The 24,063-nt window shown below is 73.2% G+C and carries 24 protein-coding genes; 19 read left to right on the top strand and 5 right to left on the bottom strand.

Features of this window, described 5'->3' with window-relative positions; all coding sequences use genetic code 11:
* Nucleotides 1-480 precede the first annotated feature (480 nt).
* From FZ103_RS15655 to FZ103_RS15645, 4 genes are all read left to right on the top strand, one after another.
* Entirely contained in the window at nt 481-1,455 is a 975-nt protein-coding gene (locus tag FZ103_RS15655; protein ID WP_255430037.1) for a sulfotransferase, read from the top strand.
* On the top strand, nt 1,452-1,937 hold the full coding sequence (locus tag FZ103_RS24905) for a hypothetical protein (protein WP_186356369.1): 486 nt from the start codon (nt 1,452-1,454) through the stop codon (nt 1,935-1,937). Before FZ103_RS15655 ends, FZ103_RS24905 begins: the two co-directional genes overlap by 4 nt.
* Nucleotides 1,934-3,136, top strand: a complete 1,203-nt coding sequence (locus FZ103_RS15650) for a glycosyltransferase family 4 protein (RefSeq protein WP_156002163.1) — start codon at nt 1,934-1,936, stop codon at nt 3,134-3,136. Before FZ103_RS24905 ends, FZ103_RS15650 begins: the two co-directional genes overlap by 4 nt.
* 216 nt (nt 3,137-3,352) lie before the next feature.
* A complete protein-coding gene (locus FZ103_RS15645; protein WP_186356368.1) occupies nt 3,353-4,531 on the top strand; it encodes an aminotransferase class I/II-fold pyridoxal phosphate-dependent enzyme in 1,179 nt (392 codons plus the stop codon).
* Nucleotides 4,532-4,576: 45 nt separating this feature from the next.
* On the opposite strand, the gene FZ103_RS15640 is transcribed toward FZ103_RS15645, so the two are convergent.
* Complete coding sequence (locus FZ103_RS15640) at nt 4,577-5,662, bottom strand: S-(hydroxymethyl)mycothiol dehydrogenase (protein ID WP_156002160.1); 1,086 nt, start codon at nt 5,660-5,662, stop codon at nt 4,577-4,579.
* Between the two features lie 269 nt (nt 5,663-5,931).
* Between FZ103_RS15640 and FZ103_RS15635 the strand changes: the two genes are divergently transcribed.
* Together FZ103_RS15635 and FZ103_RS15630 are read left to right on the top strand one after the other, a co-directional pair.
* Nucleotides 5,932-6,468 (top strand): NUDIX hydrolase family protein, encoded by a 537-nt coding sequence (locus FZ103_RS15635; RefSeq protein ID WP_156002157.1) that lies wholly within the window; start codon nt 5,932-5,934, stop codon nt 6,466-6,468.
* 315 nt (nt 6,469-6,783) lie between these two features.
* Entirely contained in the window at nt 6,784-8,100 is a 1,317-nt protein-coding gene (locus tag FZ103_RS15630) for an MFS transporter (protein WP_343233555.1), read from the top strand.
* Nucleotides 8,101-8,273: 173 nt separating this feature from the next.
* Here the strand turns inward: FZ103_RS15630 and FZ103_RS15625 are convergent, their stop codons facing one another.
* Complete coding sequence (locus tag FZ103_RS15625) at nt 8,274-8,558, bottom strand: MerR family transcriptional regulator (RefSeq protein ID WP_156002154.1); 285 nt, start codon at nt 8,556-8,558, stop codon at nt 8,274-8,276.
* Nucleotides 8,555-9,349 (bottom strand): DnaJ C-terminal domain-containing protein, encoded by a 795-nt coding sequence (locus tag FZ103_RS15620; protein ID WP_156002151.1) that lies wholly within the window; start codon nt 9,347-9,349, stop codon nt 8,555-8,557. Before FZ103_RS15620 ends, FZ103_RS15625 begins: the two co-directional genes overlap by 4 nt.
* Nucleotides 9,350-9,468: 119 nt before the next feature.
* Between FZ103_RS15620 and FZ103_RS15615 the strand changes: the two genes are divergently transcribed.
* From FZ103_RS15615 to FZ103_RS15595, 6 genes are all read left to right on the top strand, one after another.
* A complete protein-coding gene (locus FZ103_RS15615; protein ID WP_156002148.1) occupies nt 9,469-9,894 on the top strand; it encodes an Hsp20/alpha crystallin family protein in 426 nt (141 codons plus the stop codon).
* Between the two features lie 122 nt (nt 9,895-10,016).
* Complete coding sequence (locus FZ103_RS15610) at nt 10,017-10,343, top strand: hypothetical protein (protein WP_156002145.1); 327 nt, start codon at nt 10,017-10,019, stop codon at nt 10,341-10,343.
* Between the two features lie 258 nt (nt 10,344-10,601).
* Complete coding sequence (locus FZ103_RS26070) at nt 10,602-10,754, top strand: DUF4956 domain-containing protein (RefSeq protein ID WP_343233554.1); 153 nt, start codon at nt 10,602-10,604, stop codon at nt 10,752-10,754.
* A complete protein-coding gene (locus FZ103_RS15605) occupies nt 10,754-11,215 on the top strand; it encodes a DUF4956 domain-containing protein (RefSeq protein ID WP_343233553.1) in 462 nt (153 codons plus the stop codon). The genes FZ103_RS26070 and FZ103_RS15605 overlap by 1 nt, the downstream gene beginning before the upstream one ends.
* Entirely contained in the window at nt 11,212-12,090 is an 879-nt protein-coding gene (locus tag FZ103_RS15600; protein WP_156002142.1) for a polyphosphate polymerase domain-containing protein, read from the top strand. The genes FZ103_RS15605 and FZ103_RS15600 overlap by 4 nt, the downstream gene beginning before the upstream one ends.
* A gap of 147 nt (nt 12,091-12,237) precedes the next feature.
* Entirely contained in the window at nt 12,238-13,254 is a 1,017-nt protein-coding gene (locus FZ103_RS15595; RefSeq protein ID WP_156002139.1) for an LCP family protein, read from the top strand.
* 71 nt (nt 13,255-13,325) lie between these two features.
* Here FZ103_RS15595 and dhaL read toward each other — a convergent pair whose 3' ends face one another.
* Nucleotides 13,326-13,952: a dihydroxyacetone kinase subunit DhaL gene (gene dhaL, locus FZ103_RS15590; RefSeq protein WP_343233552.1), complete on the bottom strand. Its 627-nt coding sequence runs from the start codon at nt 13,950-13,952 to the stop codon at nt 13,326-13,328.
* Between the two features lie 307 nt (nt 13,953-14,259).
* On the opposite strand from dhaL, the gene FZ103_RS15585 reads away from it, so the two are divergent.
* The gene (locus tag FZ103_RS15585) at nt 14,260-14,739 is read left to right on the top strand and encodes a hypothetical protein (protein WP_156002133.1); all 480 of its coding nucleotides are present in this window, start codon (nt 14,260-14,262) and stop codon (nt 14,737-14,739) included.
* A 113-nt stretch (nt 14,740-14,852) separates the two neighbouring features.
* Here the strand turns inward: FZ103_RS15585 and dhaK are convergent, their stop codons facing one another.
* Entirely contained in the window at nt 14,853-15,851 is a 999-nt protein-coding gene (dhaK, locus tag FZ103_RS15580; protein ID WP_156002383.1) for a dihydroxyacetone kinase subunit DhaK, read from the bottom strand.
* Between the two features lie 71 nt (nt 15,852-15,922).
* Here dhaK and dhaM point away from each other — a divergent pair, with 71 nt between their 5' ends.
* The 6 genes from dhaM to FZ103_RS15550 all read left to right on the top strand — a co-directional run bounded on the left by dhaM (nt 15,923) and on the right by FZ103_RS15550 (nt 23,844).
* Entirely contained in the window at nt 15,923-16,330 is a 408-nt protein-coding gene (gene dhaM, locus FZ103_RS15575; RefSeq protein WP_156002130.1) for a dihydroxyacetone kinase phosphoryl donor subunit DhaM, read from the top strand.
* A gap of 182 nt (nt 16,331-16,512) precedes the next feature.
* Entirely contained in the window at nt 16,513-20,463 is a 3,951-nt protein-coding gene (hrpA, locus tag FZ103_RS15570) for an ATP-dependent RNA helicase HrpA (protein WP_156002127.1), read from the top strand.
* Between the two features lie 78 nt (nt 20,464-20,541).
* A complete protein-coding gene (locus tag FZ103_RS15565) occupies nt 20,542-21,606 on the top strand; it encodes a lactonase family protein (protein ID WP_156002124.1) in 1,065 nt (354 codons plus the stop codon).
* A gap of 197 nt (nt 21,607-21,803) precedes the next feature.
* Nucleotides 21,804-22,490 carry a biotin transporter BioY gene (locus FZ103_RS15560; RefSeq protein ID WP_186356366.1) on the top strand — a complete coding sequence of 229 codons (687 nt, stop codon included), beginning with the start codon at nt 21,804-21,806 and terminating at the stop codon, nt 22,488-22,490.
* Nucleotides 22,487-23,239, top strand: coding sequence for an energy-coupling factor ABC transporter ATP-binding protein (locus FZ103_RS15555; protein WP_156002121.1), 753 nt, complete (start codon nt 22,487-22,489; stop codon nt 23,237-23,239). The genes FZ103_RS15560 and FZ103_RS15555 overlap by 4 nt, the downstream gene beginning before the upstream one ends.
* A complete protein-coding gene (locus FZ103_RS15550; protein WP_156002119.1) occupies nt 23,236-23,844 on the top strand; it encodes an energy-coupling factor transporter transmembrane component T in 609 nt (202 codons plus the stop codon). Before FZ103_RS15555 ends, FZ103_RS15550 begins: the two co-directional genes overlap by 4 nt.
* Nucleotides 23,845-24,063 lie beyond the last annotated feature (219 nt).

Genomic DNA, 24,063 nt, shown 5'->3' with positions numbered 1-24,063 from the left:
CGCGGCGCGCCGCGCCGGTCGGACACGCGAAGCCGCGCGGAGTGCAATGCTGTGAGTTTTATGTGAACCTGTACTCGCACGCGCGGGTCGACGGCCCGCCGCGGCCGGCGCGGACGGCCGCGGTTGCTCGATCGGCTCTCGGGCGGCGGTTATCGTGGCAGTGGCCGCGTCATCGACTCCACGGCCCGGCGGGTTCCGGCGGACGACCGGGGTCCCCGAAGCGGATGCCGGTGCGCTTCCCGCGGCTTTCGTTTCGCGCTGTCCACGGCTTCGGCCGCCGATCGGATCGGCCTTCGGGCGGCTCCGCGCATGCCCCCTCGTGTATGCACGGCGCGCCTCCGCGGCCGCCGCCGCGGAACCGCATCTCGCCGCAGGCAGTCTCCTGAGGCGAGGTGGCCCGGCGGTGGCCGGCGGTCGGCTGCGGCGTTAACGAAGACAGACCGTTACCTTTGCTCCCAGTCGAAAAGAGCCATAAGTTCCATGAGCATGGATCTTCCACGCAAAATCAACTCGGCGCTCGGCGCGACCCTGGGCGTTGAGCTGCGCAGAGCCCGCAAGAAGCAGGCGCCGGCGGCCGCCAAGCCCAAGCCCAAGGCCGCCGGAGGATCCGCGGTCACCAAGAAGCCCAAGGAGAAGGTCCCCTTCCGCCCGCCGGAGAACCCGGAGCTGGACCGCCTGCTGGACCGGCCGGTCTTCGTCATCTCCCCGGTGCGGTCCGGGTCGACGCTGCTGCGCCTGCTGCTCAACGCGCACTCCAAGCTGCACGCCCCCCACGAGCTGCACATCCGCCGGCTGGAGGTGCACTTCCGCACCAAGCTCTCCCAGCGCGCGATGGAGGCCTGCGGCCTGGAGCGCGGCGACATCGAGCACCTGCTGTGGGACCGGGTGATGCACCGCGAGCTCGTCCGCTCCGGCAAGGAGTTCATCGTCGAGAAGACCCCCAGCAACGCGTTCGTCTGGCAGCGCATCGCCGCCTGCTGGCCCGACGCCCGCTTCATCTGCCTGCTGCGCCACCCCGTCTCCATCGCCAAGTCCTGGCACGAGGCCGACCCCGAGAAGCGCACCGCAGACGAGGCCGCCGAGGACGCGCTGCGCTACATGAAGGCGGTCCAGCGGGCGCGCGAAGGCCTGCCCAACGCCTACACCGTGCGCTACGAGGAGCTGACCGCCGACCCGGCCGGTCAGTTGCAGGGCATCTGCGACCACCTCGGCCTGGAGTACGAGCCGCAGATGCTGGAGTACGGCGACAGCACCCAGGGCGACTTCACCAAGGGCCTGGGCGACTGGAAGGACAAGATCCGCTCCGGCAGCGTCCAGCCCGGCCGCAAGCTGCCCGACGCCGCGGAGATCCCCGACATGCTGCGCACGATCAGCGAGCAGTGGGGCTACCTCGACGGCGACTCCAGCGGCGGCGATTCCGGCACCGGCGAGCGCGAAGGGGCGGCGGTTTCGTGAACGCGCCCAGCACGACCCCCCACGCCGAGGTCGCCGAGATCTGGCCGCGCGACGGCGGCGTCCGCGTCGTCGGCGACCTCCACGGCGCCGGTGCCGAACCGGCCTCCTGGTACCTGGTGGCGGTACTGCGCGACACCGACACCCGCCTGCGCTACGAACTCCCCCTCGACGGCGGACGCTTCGACGTCTCTGTGCCCGTGGAGGACTTCGTGCCCTCCGGCGGGTTCCCCGACGGAGGGGCCAAGTGGGACCTCTTCGCGGTCCCCGAGGACCGGCTGGAGCAGGGCGTCGAGGAGTGGCTGCGCATCGGCCGCCACCTCGACGACATCGCCAACAAGAAGAAGATCATGGTCTTCCCCGCCCAACAGGCCCAGGCCGAAGGCGTGCGCGCCGCGGTGCAGCCCTTCTACACGATCTACAACAACCTCTCGGTCGACTGCGTGCCCAGCCCGTCCGACTCATCCGGCAAGGAATCTCCATGAGGATCCGCTACCTGCTGCTGAACGCCTACGGCACCGGCGGAACCATCCGTACCGTGTTCACCCAGGCCAAGACCATGGCGGGATTGGGGCACGAGGTCGAGATCGTCAGCGTCATCCGACACAGGGACGATCCCAACTTCGACCTGGACGAGCGGGTGAAGCTGAGCGCCATCGTCGACCAGCGCCCCGCGAAGGCCGACGCACCCAGGCTCGGCCCCGTCGCCCGCTACCGCGCCTGGGAGAGCGAGCGGCTCAAGAAGCTCGGTCCCTCGGTCATCCCGACCGGGGAGTTCGCGGCCGACGCGTTCAACCGCTACGTCGAGCGCGAGATCATCCGCTACCTCAAAGGGGTGCACGACGGCGTCCTTGTCACCACCCGGCCCGGCCTGAACATCCTCGCCGCGCGCTACGCCGACCCGCAGCTGATCCGCGTCGCCCAGGAGCACATGAACCTGGCCACGCACCGCAAGGACGTGCGGCGGGCGATCCGCAAGCACTACCCGCGCTTCGACGCCGTCGCCGTGCTCACCAACCGCGACCGCCAGGACTACGAGGAACTGCTCCCCGGCACCCGCGTCGTGCGCATCCCCAACGCGGTGCACTCGATGGAGCAGGAGCCCTCCGACCACACCAGCAAGATCGCCCTCGCCGCGGGACGGCTTTCCCCGCAGAAGGGCTTCGACATGCTGATCCCGGCCTACAAGAAGGTCGCCGAGCGCCATCCGGACTGGCAGCTGCGGATCTTCGGCACCGGGAAGAAGAGGGCCGAGCTGCGCGCGCTCATCGACGAGCACCACCTCTACAACCACGTGTTCCTGATGGGCCACACCGACGACATGGACGGCGAGCTCGCCAAGTCGTCCTTCTACATCCTCAGCTCCCGGTTCGAGGGGCTGCCGATGGTCGTCATCGAGGCGATGACCCACGCGCTGCCGGTCGTCAGCTTCGACTGCCCCACCGGGCCCGCCGACGTCATCACCGACGGCAAGGACGGGATCCTCGTGCCGCCCAAGGACGTCGACGCCCTGGCCGAGGCGATCTCGAAGATGATGGACGACCAGGAGCTGCGCTCGTCCATGGGGGCCGAGGCCCTCAAGACCGCGCAGAGCTACGCGCCCGAGCACGTCCACGTCATGTGGGAGGAGCTGTTCACCGACCTGGCGAACAACGCGTCGAAGGGCGCGCCCGCGAAGTCCTGACCGGCCCCCGCTCACCGCGGCGAGCCGGCAGGGGAGTCCCCTGCGCCGGCGCCGCGCATGCGGCCTAGAGTGGATCGCAGGCGAGGGCGGCGCGTTTCCCGCTGAGCCGCCCGCAGCCGTGTCCACGTCGCGGTTCCGCCGCCCGGCGCGCCCCCGCGGGGGCCCGCTCGCACCGGGCGGCCGCGGCCGCGCGCCCACGCCCGGAAAGGACGGTCGGTGAGCCTGGCCAGCGAGTTCGACGCGGTGACGATCGACACCCTCCGCTCCCGCGGCGGCATCAAGTGGACGCTGCACGGCGGCGACACCCTGGGCGCGTTCATCGCCGAAATGGACTTCGGCACCGCGCCGCCGATCACCGAGGCGCTGCACGCCGCGGTCGACGGCATGGAGTTCGGCTACCTGCCGCCGCGCGCCGTCGCCGACATGCGCAGCGCCTGCGCCCGATGGCAGCGCGACCGCTACGGCTGGGCGGTCGACCCCGCAGACGTCCACCCGATCGCCGACGTGGTCAAGGGCTTCGAGACCGCGATCGAGCACCTCTCCCGGCCGGGCAGCCCCGTGATCCTGCCCACGCCGGCCTACATGCCCTTCCTCACCGTGCCGCACAGCCTCGGCCGCGAGATCATCGAGGTCCCGATGATCGACGACGGCGGCCGCGCCGTCTTCGACCTGGAGGCGATCGACCGCGCCTTCCGCGCGGGCGGGCACCTGCTCACCCTGTGCAACCCCTACAACCCGCTGGGCCGCGTCTTCACCGCCGACGAGCTCGCGGCGCTCAGCGAGGTCGTGGAACGCCACGGCGGCCGCGTCTTCGCCGACGAGATCCACGCGCCGCTGACCTACCCCGGGCACCGCCACGTGCCCTACGCCTCGGTCTCGCCGGCGGCGGCCGGGCACGCGGTGACGGCCACCTCGGCGTCCAAGGCCTGGAACGTGCCAGGACTCAAGTGCGCCCAGCTGATCGTGAGCAACCCCGCCGACGCCGCCGTGCTGGCCGAGATCGGCCCCGTCCTGGCCCACGGCGCCGGAAACCTGGGCGTGGCCGCCGCCACCGCCGCCTACACCTCGGGCGGCCCCTGGCTGGAGGAGGTGCTGGCCTACCTCGACGGCAACCGGCGCGCGCTGGGCGAGCTGCTGGCCGAACACCTGCCGGGCGCGGGCTACACCCCGCCCGAAGGCACCTACCTGGCCTGGTTGGACTTCCGCGGGCTCGGACTGGGCGACCACCCCGGGCGCGTGCTGCACGAGCGGGCCGGGATCGTGCTGGTCGACGGCCCCGAGTGCGGCGAACCCGGCCGCGGGTTCGCCCGCCTCAACTTCGCCACCCCGCGGCCGATCCTCCGCCGGCTCATCACCCGGATCGCCGCTGCGGTGGGCGGGTCCGGCACGGTCTGAGCCCGGGCCGGGTGCCGCGGCCCCGCGCGGGGCCGCGGCACCGGTTCACAGCACCACGACCGAGCGCAGCACGTCGCCGCGGTGCATCTTGGCGAACGCGTCCTCGATGCCGTCCAGCGGGATGGTCTCGGAGACGAACGCGTCCAGGTCGAGCCGGCCCTGCAGGTAGAGGTCGATCAGCATCGGGAAGTCGCGGCTGGGCAGGCAGTCGCCGTACCAGGACGACTTCAGCGCGCCGCCGCGGCCGAAGACGTCCAGCAGCGGCAACTCCAGGGTCATCTCCGGGGTGGGCACACCCACCAGCACCAGCGTGCCGGCCAGGTCGCGGGCGTAGAAGGCCTGCTTGTAGGTCTCCGGCCGCCCCACGGCCTCGATGACGACGTCGGCGCCGAAGCCGCCCGTCAGCTCGCGCACCGCCTCGACGGGGTCCTGCTCGCGGGCGTCGACGGTGTGGGTGGCGCCCAGGGCCGCGGCCGAGTCCAGTTTGCGCGGGTCGAGGTCCACGGCGATGATCCTGGCCGCCCCGGCCAGGCGGGCGCCGGCCACGGCGGCCGTGCCGACACCGCCGCACCCGATCACGGCGACGCTGTCGCCGCGCCCCACCGATCCGGTGTTGATCGCCGCGCCGATGCCGGCCATCACCCCGCACCCCAGCAACCCGGCCGTGCTCGGGGCGGCCTTGGGGTCGACCTTGGTGCACTGGCCGGCGGCCACCAGGGTCTTGTCGGCGAAGGCGCCGATTCCCAGGGCGGGGGAGAGGGGAGTGCCGTCGGCCAGGGTCATCGGCTGGGCGGCGTTGTGGGTGTCGAAGCAGTACCAGGGCCGGCCGCGCTTGCAGGCGCGGCACTGCCCGCACACCGCCCGCCAGTTCAGCACCACGAAGTCGCCGGGCTTGACGTCGGTGACGCCCTCGCCCACCGACTCCACGATCCCCGCCGCCTCGTGGCCGAGCAGGAAGGGGAAGTCGTCGCTGATTCCGCCCAGCTTGTAGTGCAGGTCGGTGTGGCAGACCCCGCACGCCTGCACGCGCACCACGGCCTCTCCGGGGCCGGGATCGGGGATGATGACCGTCGTCGTCTCGACGGGTGCGTCCTTGGTCCGCGCGACGACCCCGCGCACTTCCTGCGTCATGAAGCCATGCCCTCTTTCGTTGCCGCCCTGTCGCCGAAGGAGCGCTGCCGGCCCGGTCGGGTGCGGGGCCGAAGCGCGGTCTGCGCGCCGCTCCTTGAGGCCATGGTGTCCAGTCACCCCCACCGCGTCCACCACCCGTTCCGAAGAGAATGCGGTCGGCGCCCGATCGCCTCCGCCCGAGCCCGGCCCGGCCGGCCGGAAGCGGCATGGGACGGGTGGGCACCGGGAGGCCCGCGGTGCCGGTGGTGCCGATGGGGTAGGACGGGGACATGACTGAAACGACGGACACCTCGCCCGGTTGGCTCTCCCGGACCGAGATCGAGGACGCGCGCGGACGCCTGCCCATCGTCTACGTCAACGCGGTGCCGGTGCGGGTGGACGAGTCGGGGACGGTGACCAGCGTGGGCCTCCTGCTGGGCGTCGCGCCCGACGGGACCATCAGCCGGTCGCTGGTGTCGGGCCGGGTGCTCTACCACGAGCGCATCCGCGACGCCCTGCTGCGCCACCTGGAGAAGGACCTGGGGCCGGTGGCGCTGCCCCGTGTTCCGGCCTCGCCGCAGCCCTTCACGGTGGCCGAGTACTTTCCCACACCGGGCGTCACCCCCTTCCACGATCCCCGCCAGCACGCCGTCTCCCTGGCCTACGTCGTGCCCGTGACCGGCGACTGCCGGCCCCGCCAGGACGCGCTCGATTTGGTCTGGTTCTCCCCGGAGGAGGCCGCCGGCGAGGGCGTCCAGCAGGAGATGAGCGGCGGCCAGGGCGTGCTGCTGCGCCAGGCGCTCGCCCACGTCGGCCTGGTCCCCTGAGGCGTGTTTTTCGGCGGGTGTGCGGGGCGCTTGGGGCGCCGTCTTCCCTCCTCGCTCCCGCGCTCGTCGGTCCAGACGGCGCCGCGCCCCGGCCGCCGCAGGGAGCGGGGCCGGGCGCTGCGGGGCCGAGGGGGTGGGATACCGTATCCCTCCGTGACGCCCGCGTGATCACGGAGTGATGCCCGAGGCCGGGTGCCGGTGCGGACGGGGGCGCGCCGAGCGTCCGCAGACATCCGATGATCGCCCCACGTTCCGCCCGTTGTGCGCCCGCGCCCGGCCGGGCCGCCCCCTGCACGCGCCTCCCACCGAAAGCAGGTGTCCTCGCTGTCCTCGCACCCCGACTCCGCCCCCCGATCCGCCCCCGAGTCCGGCACCGCTGCGCGCGGCCGTCCTGCGGCCCACCCGGCCGTGGCCGTCGCCCTGTGCGGGACCGTCCTCGCGCTGAGCGGGCCGGGGCAGACCGCCGGGATGTCGGTGCTGATCGACCACTTCATCGCCGATCTGGAGGTCAGCCGATCGGCCGTCTCCACCGCCTACCTCGTCGGCACTCTGTGCGGAGCGCTCGCGCTGCCCTGGATCGGGCGTGCGGTCGACAGGTTCGGGGTGCGGCCCGTCCTCGCCGGAATCGCGCTCTCCTTCGGCGCGTTCCTGACGCTGCTTTCGCTGGTCGAGGGCATCGTCGGGCTGACCGTGGCCTTCGTGGGCGCGCGGGCGATGGGCCAGGGCGGCATGACGCTGGTCGCCACCACCGCCGTGGCGATCGCGGTGACACGCAAGCGCGGCACCGCCATCGGCCTGACCACCGCGGCCGGCACGGCGGGGATCTCGCTGGTCCCCGTCGCCGCCGAGCGTGTCATCGCCGAATTCGGCTGGCGCGCCGCCGTTCTGGGAGAGGCGGCCGTGGTGTGGGCCGTCGTGCTGCCGATCGCGATCTGGGGACTGCGCGGCGTGCGCGGGGGCCGCGGCGACGCAAAGGCGGGCGCGGGCGACGGCGGCGGCGCGGGCGGGGAGGCCTGGCCGCTGCGCTCCATCGTGCGCACCTCGATGTTCTGGCTCATCACCGGTGCCGTGGCCTGCAGCGGACTGGTGACCACGGCGATGTTCTTCCACCAGATCTCCATCCTCGGCGAGCAGGGCCTGACCCCCACCCAGGCCGCGGCGAACTTCCTCCCCCAGACCGTGGCCGGGCTGCTGGCCGCCTTCGCCTTCAGCGCCGCGACCGACCGCTTCTCGCCGAAACTGCTGATCATGGCCTGCATGGCGGTGCAGGCGGCGGCGCTGTGCATGCTCCCGATCGTGGGGCCGGGGCCGACCGCCGTCGTCTACGGCATGGCGCTGGGCGCGGGAGCATCGGGAGCCCGCTCGGTGGAGGCCGCGGCCTTCCCCTACTACTACGGCACCGCGAGCCTGGGCACGCTGCGCGGGCTCACCCAGTCGGTGGCGGTCTCCTCCACCGCGGTCGCCCCGCTGCTGCTGTCGCTGGGGCACGACCTGGCGGACTCCTACGTGCCCGCCGCGTTCGCACTGGCCGTGCTGCCGGCCGCCGTCGCCCTGGCGGCCCCCTTCGCCCGCCGGCCTCGTCGCGCCGATGCGCGGCCGGCCGCGCTGCCGCAGCCGCCCGCGTCGGGGTGAGAGCGGGGCCGGGCCGGCCGGTGGCGTTGGGCGCCGGGGCGGTGAGGGCGGCGGAACTCCCGCGCCGGGAGCCGGGCGACCCGCCACCGCCGCCCTCACCGCCCGTCGTCGCATGCACCAACCACCGGACACCGGAACCGATCCGCATAGCTTCGAGCCCTCCGCCGCCGGCGTCAGGTCCGCTCGCCGCCGCTGCGCAGGCGGGTGTTCTCCTCCTGCAGGTCGAGGATGCGGGCGATGCCGGCGAGGTTGACGCCTTCGTCGACCAGTTCGCTGATGCGGCGCAGCCGGGCGATGTCGTTGTCGCTGTAGAGGCGGGTGCCGCCGTCGGTGCGTGCCGGGGCGAGCAGGCCGCGCTGCTCGTAGAGGCGCAGGGACTGCGCCGAGACCCCGGCGAGCTCGGCGGCCACCGAGATGGTGTACAGGGCCCGGTCCGGATCGGGGCGGCCGTCGGTCATAGCCGGGGGTCCTTCCGCGGAGGGGGGAACGCCTCGTCCAGCCGCTCAAGCGCGGTGCGCTGTTGCGCGGTCAGCGGCTCGGCGGGCACGTCCAGGGTCACGTCGAGCAGCAGGGCACCGGCGGCGCCGCTGCCGCGGGCGGGAACGCCCCGGCCGGGCACGCGCACGGTGCTGCCGGGAAGGGTACCGGGAGCGATCACCACGGTGGTCTCGGACCCGTCCAGCGCGGCCACCCGCACCTCGGCGCCCAGCACCGCCTCGGCGTAGCCGAGCACGAGAGGGGCGCGCAGGTCGCGGCCGTCGCGGCGGAAAAGGGGGTGCTCGGCCACGCGCACCGCGGCCACCAGGTCGCCGGGCGGACCACCGTGAGCGCCCGGCGCCCCGCGGCCCCGCAGCCGCAGCCGCGTGCCGTCCTCGGTGCCGGGCGGCACCGCGACCTCCACGCGGCGGCCGTCGTCCAGGCGCAGCCCGGCGGTGCCGCCGTATACCGCCTGCGCCAGCTCCACGCGCAGCTCGGCGGCCATGTCGCGGCCGCGCCGGGGGCGTGACCGGCGCACGCGGACCGGGATGGACACGCCGCGGCGCGGCCCGGGGTCCTGCGCCGGCCCGGCTCCGCGCCCCGGGGACAGGGCCTCGTAGGCGCTGCGCAGGCGGGCGTAGGCGGCCCTGTCGCCTCCGGGGGCGTCGGGGTGGTGGTTGCGGGCCAGCATCCGGAAGGCGCGCGAGATCTCCGCCGGGCCCGCTGATCGGTCCACGCCCAGGACCTCGTAGGGGTCCTCGTCCGAGGCCATGTTTCCTCCTCCCCGGCAATGACTTTTTCTTGGTGTTGCTGGTGTTTATTCTCTCTCGATCGTGGTATAAAACCTGCGTCTGATCGCATCAGGTTATGTGAGCGACAGTGGAGGTGACCATGATGCTGATGCGTACGGACCCCTTCCGCGACTTCGACCGGATCACCCAGCGGCTGCTCGGCGACTCCGCCCGTCCGGCGGCGATGCCCATGGACGCCTACCGCGACGGCGAGTCGTTCGTGATCCACTTCGATCTGCCCGGCGTCCGGCCCGACTCCATCGACCTCGAGATCGAGCGCAACGTGCTCACCGTCAAGGCCGAACGGTCCGACACCGCGCAGAACGGGCGGGAGATGGTCGTGTCCGAGCGGCCATCGGGCACCTTCTCCCGGCAGCTGTTCCTGGGCGAGACGCTCGACGCCGACAACATCGCCGCCGACTACGCCGACGGCGTCCTCACCCTGCGCGTCCCGGTGGCCGAACAGGCCAAGCCGCGCAAGATCAGCGTCAGCGGAGGCGATTCGGCGCGCGAGATCAAGGCCTGACCGAAGCCTCGGCGACCGCGGTCGGCGGGCAGGGCCGGCGCACACCGCCGCACGGCCCTGCCCGTCGCGCATGCGCACCGCCGCGCCGCCGACCGCGGCCCCGCTGTCATGAAAGGAGACCCGTGCCCACCACGATGAACACCCTGCGCAAGACCCGCGCCGCCGCCGAGCAGGCGCTGCGCGAGGCCAAGACCGACGGCGCCCACCTGCGCCTGCTCGACCTGCTGCACGCGCTGAAGGCCTATGAGGAGGCCGTGGGCGGTGACCCCGCCGAGATCGGCCCCCGGCTGGAGCGCCTGCGCACCGCCACCGCCCGGGTGGTCGCCGGCGCCCGCGGCTCGGGACCGGTGTCGGTGCCGGTGGCCGCAACGGTCCGCGAACTCGACGAGAGCCTGGCGCGCGCCCTGTGGGCGAGCCTGGGGCGCGAACCCGAACTCCTGGCGGGCTGAGGCCGGCCTCCGCGAACCCCTCCGCACCGCAGCGCCCCTCGGTGCGCGCCCGCGCCGTCTCCGCCTGCGCGGCGCCTCCTCGCCTCGGGCCGGCCCCCGCCCGTCGATCCCTCCGCGCCGGCGCCCCCGGTACCCCATGAAATTTTCCTCATGGGTTGCTCACCGCCCGTTCATCGCGGCCTCGGAGAGTCGACATCGGCGCCGGGTCCGCCGGACCCGGCGCCGCCACCGAGCGGAACACGACAAGCCGAGGTTCGCGTGAACACGACGCTCTTCGCGGCACTTGCGGCCGACGCGGTCGCCATCGCCGTCCTGGCCTGCGCCATCTACTACCGGAGGCACCGCCGAGCCGACCTGATGTTCGGCTACATCGCTCTGAACGCCGGGGTGTTCGCCGTCTGCCGCTGCTGATGGGGCAGCGCACCGGCCTGGCGATCGGGTTCGGGCTCTTCGGGGTGCTGTCGATCATCCGGTTGCGCTCCGACGAGATCAGCCAGCGCGAGGTGGGCTACTACTTCATCGCTCTTGCGCTGGGCCTGGTCAACGCCCTCGGCAAGGACTCGTTCGCGCTCATGCTGGGCTTGGACGCGCTGCTGCTGGCCACGATGTACGCCGCCGACCACCCGGCGCTGACCGGACGCGACCGGCGCCGCATCGTCGTGCTGGAGGTGGTCCACGACGACGAGACCGCCCTACGCGCCGACTTGGAGCGGCGGCTGCGGGCGCCGGTGCGCAGGGCGGTGGTCTCCGAGGTCGACTACGTCCGCGAGACCATGGTGGTCGACGTGCGCTACCGCGCCGAGCCGCGGCCCTCCTCCCGCTCCGGCGGCTTCCGGCCCGGACGCGCCGAGCGGCAGCGTGTGCCGCGGTGAGCCCGGGGGCCGAGACGGCCGCGATCGGGCGCCTGCCCGGCATCGGCCTCGGCGAGGTGCTGGACCTCGCCGGACTGCAGACCCGCCGCGATCGCAAGTACCTCGTCCGCCGTGAGGACTGCCTGCGCCTCTTCGGCGCGCTGGCCGACCGGCGCGACTGGGCGGTGCTGCAGATCGGCGGGTCGCGCCGTTTCCGCTACACCTCCACCTACTTCGACACACCCGACCTGCTCACCTTCCGGCTGCACCGCCAGGACCGGCGCCGGCGCTACAAGATCCGCACCCGCAGCTACCTCGACACCGCCTCCAGCTCCTTCGAGGTCAAGCTGGAGGGTTCGCGCGAGACCACCGTCAAGCAGCGCATCGCCCACCCCTTCGACAAGCGCGCGGAGCTGACCGCCCAGGCGCGGTCGTTCCTGGTCCGGGCCCTGACCGAGGCTTATGGCACCCTGCCGCCCGCGGAGCTGGCGCCTGCGGCGGAGACCGCCTACTGGCGGCGCACGCTCGTGGACCTCTCCGGAGCGGCCCGCGTCACCTGCGACACCGGGCTCGTGTGCACGGCGCGGGGAGCGAGTGCGGCGGCCGATCCCCGGTGGGCGGTGGTGGAGTGCAAGTCCGCGGGCGGCGACAGCGCGGCCGACCGGATCCTGCGCGCCCTGGGCGCCCGCCCTCTGCGCATCAGCAAGTACTGCCTGGCGGTGGCCGTGCTGCATCCGGGGGTGCGCGCCAATCCGTGGAACCGGGCGCTGCGCACCTGGTTCGGCCGCGGCGCGGGCGAACCGGGGCCGCCCGGGCCCGTCGCGCTCCGGGCCGCGGAGGCCGCCGTCCCCGGCCCGGACGCGGCCGCGGAGGAGCGGGCCGCGTGCGCGTGGTGAACCACCGCCCCGGGCCGACCGCGCCCGGCGCAAAATGCCGTTGATTCTCCTTTTCGCCGTAATTGCGGGCGGATGGGGGTGAAGGAGGCCCCTCGCCGGGAATGCTGGAATCGGGGTCCGGACAGGCGATCCGAGCGGGACGGCGGCATGGGCGAGTCGCACAGCAGGCACCGGGGACGCCGCCGCGCGCTCAAGGCGGGGTTGATCGCCCTCACCACCGCCCTGGTGCTGGCGGCGGCCGCCGCGGGCGTGGTCGCCTGGCGGTTGGAGGGCTACCAGGCCGACATCGACCGGATCTCCGACGCCCTGCCCACCGACCGCAGCTCCGCTGCGGCCGACCCGGGTGAGAACTGGCTGCTGGTGGGCTCGGACCTGCGCGGCGAGGCCACGATCGGCAAGTGGCGCCGGGGCGAGTCCGATGCCGATGTGATCATCCTGCTGCACATGCCGGAGGACTCCGAGCGCGCCTATGCGATCTCCTTCCCGCGCGACTCGTGGGTGGACATCCCCGGCCACGGCGAGGACAAGATCAACGAGGCCTACAGGCAGGGCGGCCCCCGCCTGCTGGTCCGCACCGTCGAGCAGCTCAGCGGCGTCGCCGTCGACCACTTCGCCGCCGTGGACTTCCGCGGCTTCGAGCGGATGGTCGACGCGCTCGGCGGTGTCACCCTCGACCTGCCGCACGCCATCCACGACCCCACCAACGGCTGGTCGTGGCCGGCCGGCGAGAACCACATGGACGGCGAGGAGGCGCTGCGCTTCGTCCGCGAACGCAAGGGGCTCTCCGGCCGCGACATCGACAGGGTGGAGCGCCAGCAGGTGTTCCTCAACGCGATGGCCGAGAAGGCGGCCGATTCCGGCCTGGCCTCCGATCCCCCCCGCCTCGACGCGTTCCTGCGGGCGGTCGGCAGGTCCATGGCCGTCGACGACCGGGTCGACGGGGCGACCCTGCGGGCGGCCGCGCTGCGGCTGCTCGACGCCGGCCCCGAGAACACCGTCTACGTCACGCTGGCCGTCACCAAGAGCGCCTGGATCGGGGACCAGAACGTGCTGCTGCTGGACGAGCCGGTCAACGACGGGCTCTTCGCGGCGCTGGAGGACGACCGGCTCGCCGCCTACATCGGCAAGCACGACCTGGCCAACGACGTGGAGCGGATGGACTGAGGGCGCGGGGCCGGCCGGGTCCCGCGCCCGCCGCCCGGCGCGCGCGAGGTGATCGGCCGGCCCGCCGGCGCTCACGCCTCCGCGGCGGCCTCGGCCAGCGCCCGGAAGACCAGCGCGGTGGAGGCGGCTCCCGGATCCAGGTGGCCGATGCTGCGTTCACCGAGGTAGGACGCGCGCCCCTTGCGGGCCTGCATCGGCTCGGTGGCGCGCGCTCCCTCATCGGCCGCGTCGGCGGCCGCACGCGCCGCCGCCCCGAGCTCGCCGCCGCCTTCGGCGCTGTGCACGAACGCGTCCACGGCGGGGGCCAGCGCGTCGACCATCGTCTTGTCGCCGGGCTGCGCGCCGCCCAGGCGCCGGACCTCCTCCAGCGCGGCCGACAGGGCGGCGCCGACGTCGGCCGCCGCGGCCTGCGGGGCGTCCAGGCGCTTGCCCGCAGCGCGGAAGGCCGAACCGTAGAGCGGGCCCGACGCGCCGCCGACCTTGGAGACCAGGGTGGTGCCGGTCTTGGTCAGCACGGCGCCGACGGTTGCGGCGTCGAGGTCGGCCACCGCGGCCGCGGCCGCGGAGAAGCCGCGCTGCATGTTGGCGCCGTGGTCGCCGTCGCCGATGGCGGCGTCCAGCTCGCCCAGCCGCTCCCGGTCCCGCTCGACGGCCGCATTGATGCCCCGCACCCAGGCACGGGCGAGTTCGATGTCCACCGGTTCCTCCCAACGTCGGTTCCTTCGCGTTGTCCGTACCCTCTTCACTCTCTTCACTCCCTTGGCCGCGTCCGCCGCCGCGATGCGGAAGTGGCCGCCAGGACGGGGGTCGACGCAAGCTTTCTTCGGCCGCATGCGGACGCCGTGTAAACCGGACGCATCGGCACAGGGCACACTTGCCGCCGCTGGTGAATTCATTTCATGTCGATCTCTTCGGGGTTTCTTGGAAAATGCCGCAGGACTTACTCTTGACGTCGGCAGGACCTCCCGAAGTGATGAACGAACGAAGGGAATAAGATTGTCTTCGGTGCTGAAGAGGAGTCTCCGCCGTTTCGCGGTTGCGGTGTCCGCAGCCGCTTTCGTGCTGGGGCTCACGGCGGTTCCCGCCGCAGCGCACACCTTGCACGAGGCTGTCGTATCCAGTGATGGATGCGGATGGGGAGGCTACGACTACCGCCAACTGGAGGGAAATTACATCCGGACGACCGGGGGTACGAAGATCGGCCGGGTCGACCTGCTGTGGAGCTCTAAAGGGGATAACCCGGCCGAGAACTGCGTGGTGACCCGCAGGTGGAACTTCCTGCACGGGGTCGAGGGATATGCGGCCGCGAACCTGCTCATCAAAGGCCGCCGCAACAGGTGGGATTCCGGATGGGACTACTCCCATTACGCGGCGGTGGCGGCTCCCGCGCAAAACCGCTGTGTCGGATACTGGGGCAAGGTCCAGAACATCCGCAACAATGACATTCGCGGGAACGGCGACAAGAGCTGGAACTACTGCGACTAACCAACTCAGCGGTCCGGCGGGTCCGGCGCCCGCCGCCGGGGGTGTCCTCAGCGACACTCCCGGCGGCGGATGCGTTTTCGAGGGCACTCTCGGCCGTCCTCAGGCGCGCCGCGTCACACCCCCCAGCGCAGCGCCGGGGTGTTCACCGGTGCGTCCCACAGCGCGAGGAAGTCCTCCTCGGCCTCGCACACCGTGATCGAGCAGCCGGCCATGTCCAGGCTGGTGACGTAGTCGCCGACGGCGCTGCGGGCGATGGCGACGCCGCGTTCCTCCAGCAGCGCCGCGACCTCGCCGTAGACCAGGTACAGCTCGCTGAGCGGGGTGCCGCCCAGCCCGTTGACGACCACGATCGCCTCCGAGCCGCTCTCCAGTGGGCGGTCCTCGAAGATCGCCTCGACCATGTCCGCGACGATCTCGCTCGCCGAACGCAGCTTCTCGCGGCGCCGTCCCGGCTCGCCGTGGATGCCCACCCCGACCTCGATCTCGTCCTCGGGCAGGTCGAAGCCCGGCCGGCCCGCCGAGGGCGTCGTGCAGGCGGTCAGCGCCACCGCGAAGGAGCGGGAGGCGGCGTTGACCCGGCGGCCGACCTCGGCGACGCCGGCGACGGAGTCCCCGCGTGCCGCCGCCGCTCCGGCGATCTTCTCCACCAGCAGAGTGGCGCCGGTACCGCGCCGGCCCGCGGTGAACGTGGAGTCCTCGACGGCCACGTCGTCGTTGACCAGTACGGTCTCGACCTGCAGGCCCTCCTCGCCCGCCAGTTCGGCGGCCATCTCGAAGTTCATCACGTCGCCGGTGTAGTTCTTGATCACCAGCACCGTGCCCTCGCCGCTGTCGGCGGCGCGCACGGCCTCCAGGACCTGGTCGGGCACGGGCGAGGTGAAGATCTCGCCGGGGCAGGCGGCGTCCAGCATCCCCTCGCCGACGAACCCGACGTGCAGCGGCTCGTGCCCGGATCCGCCTCCGGAGACCAGCCCCACCTTGCCGGCCACCGGCCCGCGCGCGCGGGTGACCACGTGCGACTCCAGGTTCACCGAAAGCTCCGGATGAGCGGCCGCGAAGCCGGCCAGCGCGTCGGTGAGGTAGGTGTCGGCGGTGTTGATGAACTTCTTCATACGACTCGCTCCCGCGATGGCCTCGGTGACGTGCGCCACAGCGCGCCTTCCGGTGGGTAGCCTAAGCCCCCATGGAAAACGGTGACTCCGCAGTCGGGATCGTGCTCGTGTCGCACAGCAGGAAACTCGCCGAAGGGCTGCGGGAACTGATCGACCAGCTCGGATCGGCGGGCGGGCGCGTCTTCTGCGCCGGCGGCACCGACGACGAGGGCATCGGCACCTCCTACGAGCGGGTCGGCGCCGCCGTCGCCGCAGCCGACTCCGGGGCCGGCGTGGTGGTGCTGCCCGACATCGGCAGCGCGGTGCTCACGGCCCGGTTGGTGCTGGAGGACGAGCCGCGCGAGGACGCCCTGGTCGTGGACGCGCCCTTCGTCGAAGGCGCGGTGGCCGCGGCCGTGGCGGCGGCGACCGGCGGCGACCTGGCCGCGGTCGCGCAGGCCGCCCGCGAGGCCAGCGGCCAGCCGAAGTTCCCGGCCTGAGGCCGCGCCCGAGGCCCGCCCACCGCGGAAGCGCGGCGCGCCGGGACCGGCGGAGGGGCCGTGAGGGGGCGTTCCGCCGCACCTGTGGACGAGCGCTTGCGGGTGGGTGGCGCGGAGCGCTTCCGTTGGGGTGGTGGCGGGTGACGGGCGGGCTTGGCGCTGCCGCATATCCTGGGACCGGTATGAAAACGTCGCCCGCGGCCCCCTCCGACTCCCGTTCCCGCTCCGACGCCGATCCCCGCGAACTCCGTCGGCGCCTCTCCTCGCTGATGCTGGCCGACCGGCACCGGCTGCGCCGCCGTATCGACGGACTGCAGAAGATCCGCACCGACTCCAAGCGCGCCGGCGTCACGGCCGAGATCGCCGCCGAGATCGACGCCGCCCAGGCCCGCGTCGAGAGCCGCGCCGCCGCCGTCCCCCGCATCAGCTATCCCGAGCCCCTGCCGGTCAGTGCCCGCAAGGACGACATCGCCGCGGCCATCCGCGACAACCAGGTCGTCATCGTCGCCGGCGAGACCGGTTCGGGCAAGACCACCCAACTGCCCAAGATCTGCATGGAGCTGGGCCGGGGCGTGCACGGCGCCATCGGCCACACCCAGCCGCGCCGGCTGGCCGCGCGCACGGTGGCCGAGCGCATCGCCGAGGAGCTCGACACCCCCCTCGGCGAGGCCGTGGGCTACAAGGTCCGCTTCACCGACCGCTCCGGCGACGACACCCTCGTCAAGCTCATGACCGACGGCATCCTGCTGGCCGAGATCCAGCAGGACCGCATGCTGCGCCGCTACGACACCCTGATCATCGACGAGGCGCATGAGCGCAGCCTGAACATCGACTTCCTGCTGGGCTACATCAAGCAGCTGCTGCCGCGCCGCCCCGAGCTCAAGGTGATCATCACCTCGGCCACCATCGACCCCGAGCGCTTCTCCCGCCACTTCGGCGACGCCCCGATCGTGGAGGTATCCGGGCGGACCTACCCGGTCGAGGTCCGCTACCGCCCCATGGACGAGGAGGAGTCCGAGCAGGAGGACCAGACCCAGGCGATCTGCGCCGCGGTCGACGAGCTGTGCGCCGAGGGGCCCGGCGACATCCTGGTGTTCCTCAGCGGCGAGCGCGAGATCCGCGACACCGCCGACGTGCTCACCAAGCGCAAGCTGAGCGGCACCGAGGTCCTGCCGCTCTATGCCCGCCTCTCCGCCGCCGAGCAGCACCGCGTCTTCGCCCCGCACAGCGGGCGCCGCATCGTGCTGGCCACCAACGTCGCCGAGACCTCGCTGACGGTGCCGGGCATCCGCTACGTCATCGACCCCGGAACCGCCCGCATCTCCCGCTACAGCCACCGCACCAAGGTGCAGCGGCTGCCGATCGAACCGGTCTCGCAGGCCTCGGCCAACCAGCGCAAGGGCCGGTGCGGCCGCGTGGCCGAGGGCATCTGCATCCGGCTCTACTCCGAGGAGGACTTCCTCTCCCGCCCGGAGTTCACCGACCCCGAGATCCTGCGCACCAACCTCGCCTCGGTCATCCTGCAGATGGCCGCGCTGGGCCTGGGCGACGTCGCCGCGTTCCCGTTCGTCGAGGGCCCCGACCGCCGCCAGATCAAGGACGGCGTGCAGCTGCTGCAGGAGCTGGGCGCGCTGGACCCCGGCGAGCCCGACCCCGGCAAGAGCCTCACCGCCATCGGCCGCCGCCTCGCCCAGCTGCCCGTGGACCCGCGCCTGGGGCGCATGGTGCTGGAGGCCGAGGACAACGGGTGCCTGCGCGAGGTCATGATCATCGCGGCGGCGCTGTCGATCCAGGACCCGCGCGAGCGCCCCGCCGACAAGCAGCAGGCCGCCGACGAGCAGCACGCCCGCTTCGCCGACAAGGAATCGGACTTCCTGGCGTATCTGAACCTGTGGAACTACCTGCAGGACCAGCAGCGGGCGCTGTCGGGCAACCGGTTCCGCCGCATGTGCCGCGACGAGTTCCTGAACTACCTGCGGGTTCGCGAGTGGCAGGACATCTACAGCCAGCTCAAGCAGGTCGTCAAGACCATGGGCGCCACACTGAACACCAGCAGCCCCCAGCCGCGGGAGATCCACATCTCGCTGCTGTCGGGGCTGCTGTCCCACGTCGGGCTCAAGGACCCCGAGAAGCACGAGTACCTGGGCGGCCGCGGCGCCCGCTTCGCGATCTTCCCCGGCTCCTCGCTGTTCAAGAAGCAGCCGCGCTACGTCATGGCCGCAGAGCTGGTCGAGACCTCGCGGCTGTGGGCGCGCATGGTCGCCCGCATCGAACCCGAGTGGGCCGAGCGCCTCGGCTCCCACCTCGTCAAGCGCAGCTACAGCGAACCGCACTGGGAGAAGAACCGCGGCGCCGTCATGGCCTACGAGCGCGTCACCCTCTACGGGGTGCCGCTGGTGGCCCAGCGCAAGGTCGCCTACGGTGCCATCGACCCCGAGGTCTCCCGCGAGCTGTTCATCCGCCACGCCCTCGTCGAGGGCGACTGGAACACCCGGCACCGCTTCTTCCACGAGAACCGGCGGCTGCTGGAGGAGGTCGAGGACCTGGAGCACCGCGCCCGCAGGCGCGACATCCTCGTCGACGACGAGACCCTCTTCCAGTTCTACGACCAGCGGGTGGGTGCCGAAGCCGTCTCCGCCGCCCACTTCGACACCTGGTGGAAGCGGGTCCGGCGAAAGCAGCCCGACCTGCTCGACTTCGAGAGGTCCATGCTGATCAACGAGGGCACCGCCCGGGTCAGCGAGGAGGACTATCCCGACCGATGGCGCCAGGGCGAGCTCGCCTTCGCGCTCAGCTACCAGTTCGAGCCGGGGGCCGACGCCGACGGCGTCACCGCCACCATCCCGCTGACCGTGCTCAACCAGGTCGGTGAGGACGGCTTCGACTGGCAGATCCCGGGCCTGCGCGAAGAGCTGGTCACCGCGCTGATCCGCTCGCTGCCCAAGCCCCTGCGGCGCAACTTCGTTCCGGTGCCCGACACCGCCCGCGCCGTGCTCGGCCGCCTGACCCCCTACACCGAGCCGCTGACCCAGGCCCTCAGCCGCGAACTGGGCGCCATGAGCGGCGAGCGGGTCTCGCCCGGCGACTTCGACTGGGATCGGGTGCCCGACCACCTGCGGATCACCTTCCGCGCGGTCGACGACAAGCAGCACACCCTGGCCGAGGAGAAGGACCTCGCCGCGCTGCGGGCCCGGCTCAAGCCGCGGCTGCAGAAGGCCATCTCCGCCGAGGCGCGCGGCATCGAGCGCACCGGGCGGACCGAATGGGACTTCGGGCCGCTCCCGCAGGTTTTCGAGCGCAAGTCGGCCGGGCCGACCGTGAAGGGCTACCCCGCGCTCGTCGACGAGGGCGACACCGTGGCGGTGCGGCTCTTCGACACCGCGGCCGAGCAGCGCCAGGCGATGTGGCGCGGCGCCCGGCGGCTCCTGCTGCTGCAGGTGCCCTCGCCGGTCGCCGTCATCCAGCGCAGCCTCGACAACCGCACCAAGCTCGCGCTGGGCCACAACCCGCACGGCAGCGTCCCCGCGTTCTTCCAGGACTGCCTGGAGTGCGCGGCCGACGCGCTCATGGCCGCCCGTGGCGGACTCGACGCGCTCACCTCGTCCGGCGGCGAGTGGGACCCCGACGCCTTCGGCCGGTTGCGCGAGCACGTGCGCGCCGAACTCGCCGACACCTTCGAGGAGGCGGTCGCCGGCGCCGCGCGGGTGCTGCAGGCCGCACACGGGCTCGGCCGCAAGCTCAAGGGCACCACCAGCCTGGCGGTGCTGCCCTCGCTGAACGACATCCAGGGCCAGATCGCCGGGCTCGTCCGCGCCGGCTTCGTCACCGAGGCGGGGCTTGCTCGCCTGCCCGACCTGCACCGCTACCTGCGGGCCGTGGAGTACCGGCTGGCCAAGCTGCCCGAGAATCCCCGCCGCGACCAGGTGAACATGTCCAAGGTCGAGCAGATGCGCCAGGCCCGCGACAAGCTGCTCGGCGAGCTCCCGCCCGGCCGCGCCCAGGAGGCCGACGTGCGCGAGATCGGCTGGATGCTGGAGGAGTTCCGGGTCAGCCTGTTCGCCCAGGAGATCGGCGCCGCCTACCCGGTCTCGGAGAAGCGGATCCTCAAGGCGATCGAGGCGGCCAGAGGCTGAACCGGCCCCGGGGCCCGCGCCGGCGCCGGCGGACGATCGCCGCCCCGTACCGCACCCGCGAGCAAAGGAAGGGCACCCATGACCGCACCCCGCCTGCTGTGGATCGGGACCTACACCCCCGACTCCGACCCGGAGGCCGCCGGGTCCGGGATCCACCGCGCCTGGCTGGACCCCGGCACCGGCGCGCTCACCGGCGGAGAGGCCGCGGCGAAGGCGACCAGCCCGTCCTTCCTGGCGGCGCACCCCGACACCGGCGTGCTGTATGCGGTCAGCGAAGGCGAGCAGGGCGCGGTCGCGGGATTCGCCGTGCGCCCGAGCGACGGCGGCGGCCCGCCCGAGCTCGCCGGGCTCGGCGGCGCGCCCACCGGCGGCGCCTCGCCCTGCCATGTCCTGGTCCACCCCGCGGGCCGCCACGTCATCACCGCCAACTACGCGGACGGCAGGGTCGGCGTCCACCCGCTCGCGGAGTCGGGCGCGCCCCGCGAGGCGGTCGCGGTGCTGGAGCACTCCGGGGGCGGACCCGACCCCGCGCGCCAGGAGGGGCCGCACGCCCATTCGGCGGCGATCGCTCCGGGCGGCGGCCACCTGCTGGTGGCCGATCTGGGCACCGACGAACTGCGCTGCCACGCCTTCGACGCCGGTGCCGAGGAGCCGGTGGGCCCGCCGTCGGTCGCGGCGCGCCTGGCGCCGGGGGCCGGGCCGCGGCACCTGGCCGTCCACCCCGGCGGGCACGTCTACGTCGCCGGCGAACTCGACTCCCGGGTGCACGTGCTGGCTTGGGACGCCGACCGGGCCCGGGCGGTGCCCGTCTCGGCCGTCGACGCCACCGGTTTCGAGGGCTCCAACCACCCCGGCGAGATCGCGCTGTCGCCGGACGGCGAGCGGGTCTACGTCTCCAACCGCAGGGCCGACACCATCGCGACCTTCGAGATCGCAGACGGCGGCGCGGCGCTGCACCGCATCGCCGAGACCCCCTGCGGCGGCGCGTGGCCCCGCCACTTCGCGCTGACCGACGGCCACCTGGTCGTCGCCAACCAGCGGTCGGCCCAACTGTCGTCCCTGCGCCTGGACGCCGACGGGATTCCGGCCGACACCGGCCATCGCCTTGCGGTCGGCGACCCCGCCTGCGTCCTGCCGGCCTGACGGACGGGCCGCGGCCCGCCCGCGGCCCCGGAGCCGCCGATCTTGTACCTGCGGTCACTGTGCGCGATCACAAGTGTCCGCAGGTACAAGATCGGCGGGCTGCGGCTTGGAGGCGCGCGGCGTCCCGCTTTTTCCGGCATCCGGGACAATGGGGGTGGCGCTGCCGCCATGACCCGCACGGAAAGGATCGGACCCCCATGCCCGAAGGCCCGAACAACCGGGTTCGCCATCGTGGGCTGACCGCGCGCGACATCGCCCTGATCGGCGTGTTCGCGGCGCTGCTGGCCGTGCTCAGCATGCCCTTCTCGATTCCGGTCGGCCCGGTGCCGATCACGCTGCAGACGCTCGGCGTCATGCTCGCCCCCAGCCTGCTCGGCGCCAAGCGCGGGACGCTGGCGGTGCTGACGTTCCTGGCCCTGGTCGTGGCCGGGCTGCCGCTGCTGCCGGGCGGGCGCGGCGGGCCGGCGCCGTTCGTCGGACCGACCGGCGGCTACATGCTCGGCTGGGTGGTCGGCGCCCTGGTCATCGGGCTGCTCGTGCAGCTCATGCTGCCCCGCTACCGGTTCTGGCCCGGCCTGGGGGCCAACATCCTGGGCGGGATCGGCGCGGTCTACCTGATCGGCGTGCCGTGGAGCGCGGTCGCGCTCGGCGACGAGCTGCTGGCGGGCATCATCGGCGCCGGGGTGTTTCTGCCCGGGGACCTGGCCAAGGCCGCACTGGCCGCGGGGATCGCCGCGGCGGTGCACCGGGCCTACCCGGTCCCGCCCGCCGGACGGCCGGTCGCTGCGGTGGGCGCCGAATCCTCCGGCGCATCGGGAGCCTCGGGCGCCTCCGGCGGCGCCGAGGACGCCGGAGGCGGCGGCGGTCAGGACCGGTCGGCATGACGCTGCGGCTGGAGCGGGTCTCCCACGCCTACGACGGGCGGCCGGTGCTGCGCGACGTCGACCTGGAGCTGAGCGAGCACCGCATCGGGCTCATCGGCGCCAACGGCTCGGGCAAGTCGACCCTGGCGCGCACCCTCAACGGCCTGGTGCTGCCCGACTCCGGCCGCGTGCTCGTGGACGGCCTGGACACCCGCCGCCACGCCCGCGAGATCCGGCGGCGGGTGGGGTTCGTCTTCTCCGACGCCTCCGCCCAGATCGTCATGCCCACGGTGGCCGAGGACGTCGCCATCGGCCTGCGCCGCAGCGGGCTGGGCGCCGCCGAGCAGCGGGCGCGGGTGGAGGCCGTTCTGGAGCGCCACGGCTTGGCCGGCCACCGCGACCACCCGGCCCACCTGCTCTCCGGGGGCCAACGCCAGATGCTCGCACTGGCGTCGGTGCTGGTCACCGAGCCCGAGGTGCTGGTGTGCGACGAACCGACCACACTGCTGGACCTGCGCAACACGGCGGTGGTGGCCCAAGCGCTGCGCGAACTGCCCCAGCAGGTCGTCCTGGCCACCCACCATCTGGATACCGTCTCCGGGTTCGACCGGGTCCTGGTCATGGACGACGGGCGGGTGGTGTTCGACGGGGCACCGGCCGATGCGGTCGCCCACTACACCGCACTCATGGGCGTCGATGCGGGCGCCGCGCGGCCCGACGGGGGCGCCGGATCCGGGCCGCGCAGGTCGGGAGGCGGTTACCGGCCATGACCATGGCCGCCCTCTACGTTCCGGCGCGCTCCCGCCGGGCGGTGCTGCACCGGTTGCCCGCCGGGGCCAAGCTGCTCGCGCTCCTGGTGGCCGTGTGCGCCTTGGTGGCCGCCGCCGACACCGCGGTCGCTCCGGCGTCGGCGGCGGCCGCGGCGCTGCTGCACCCGCTGTGCGGGCTGGGCGTGCGTACGGCGCTGCGCACGCTGCGGGCGCTGGCGCCCTTCCTGGCGGCCATCGCCCTGTTCCAGTGGCTGGCCGGGGACTGGCAGGCCGCGGCGCGGGTGAGCGGGCAGCTGGCGGCGGCGGCACTGCTGGCCGCCCTGGTGACGGCCTCGACCCGCGTCAGCGAGATGCTCGACCTGTTCGAGCGCCTCGCGCGCCCGCTGGCGCGCTTCGGCGCGAATCCGCGCCGGGTGGCACTGGTGCTGGCGCTGACGATCCGCTGCATCCCGCTGGTCGCCTCCGCGTGGCGGGCCTCGCGCGAGGCCTACATCGCCCGCGGCCTGCGCGGCCGCCCCGATGCGATGGTGGTCCCGGTCATCGTGGGCATGCTGCGCTCCGCCGACGCCCTGGGCGAGGCACTCACAGCCCGCGGAATCGACTGAGCCGGTCCGGGGCGTGCGCGGGAGCGGCCGCGAAGCGCCTCCGCATGGACGCACGGATGCACGCGATCCGAACACACCGGCCTGCGAATCGCCGGAAACCTCCCGGAGCCGCACGGGGTCTCCCGGAGGGCGCGTTCCGGTCCCATCCGAATCAACCGCCTAGCGCACAAGCGCCGCGAATGGCATATTCGGGCCATCCCAGGCGGCCTGAGCGGTCCT

It is taken from the genome of Streptomonospora sp. PA3 (assembly GCF_009728995.1).
Lineage (GTDB): Bacteria > Actinomycetota > Actinomycetes > Streptosporangiales > Streptosporangiaceae > Streptomonospora.
The sequence above is the reverse complement of the archived record's forward strand: the minus strand, read 5'-3'. Positions and strand labels throughout refer to the sequence as shown.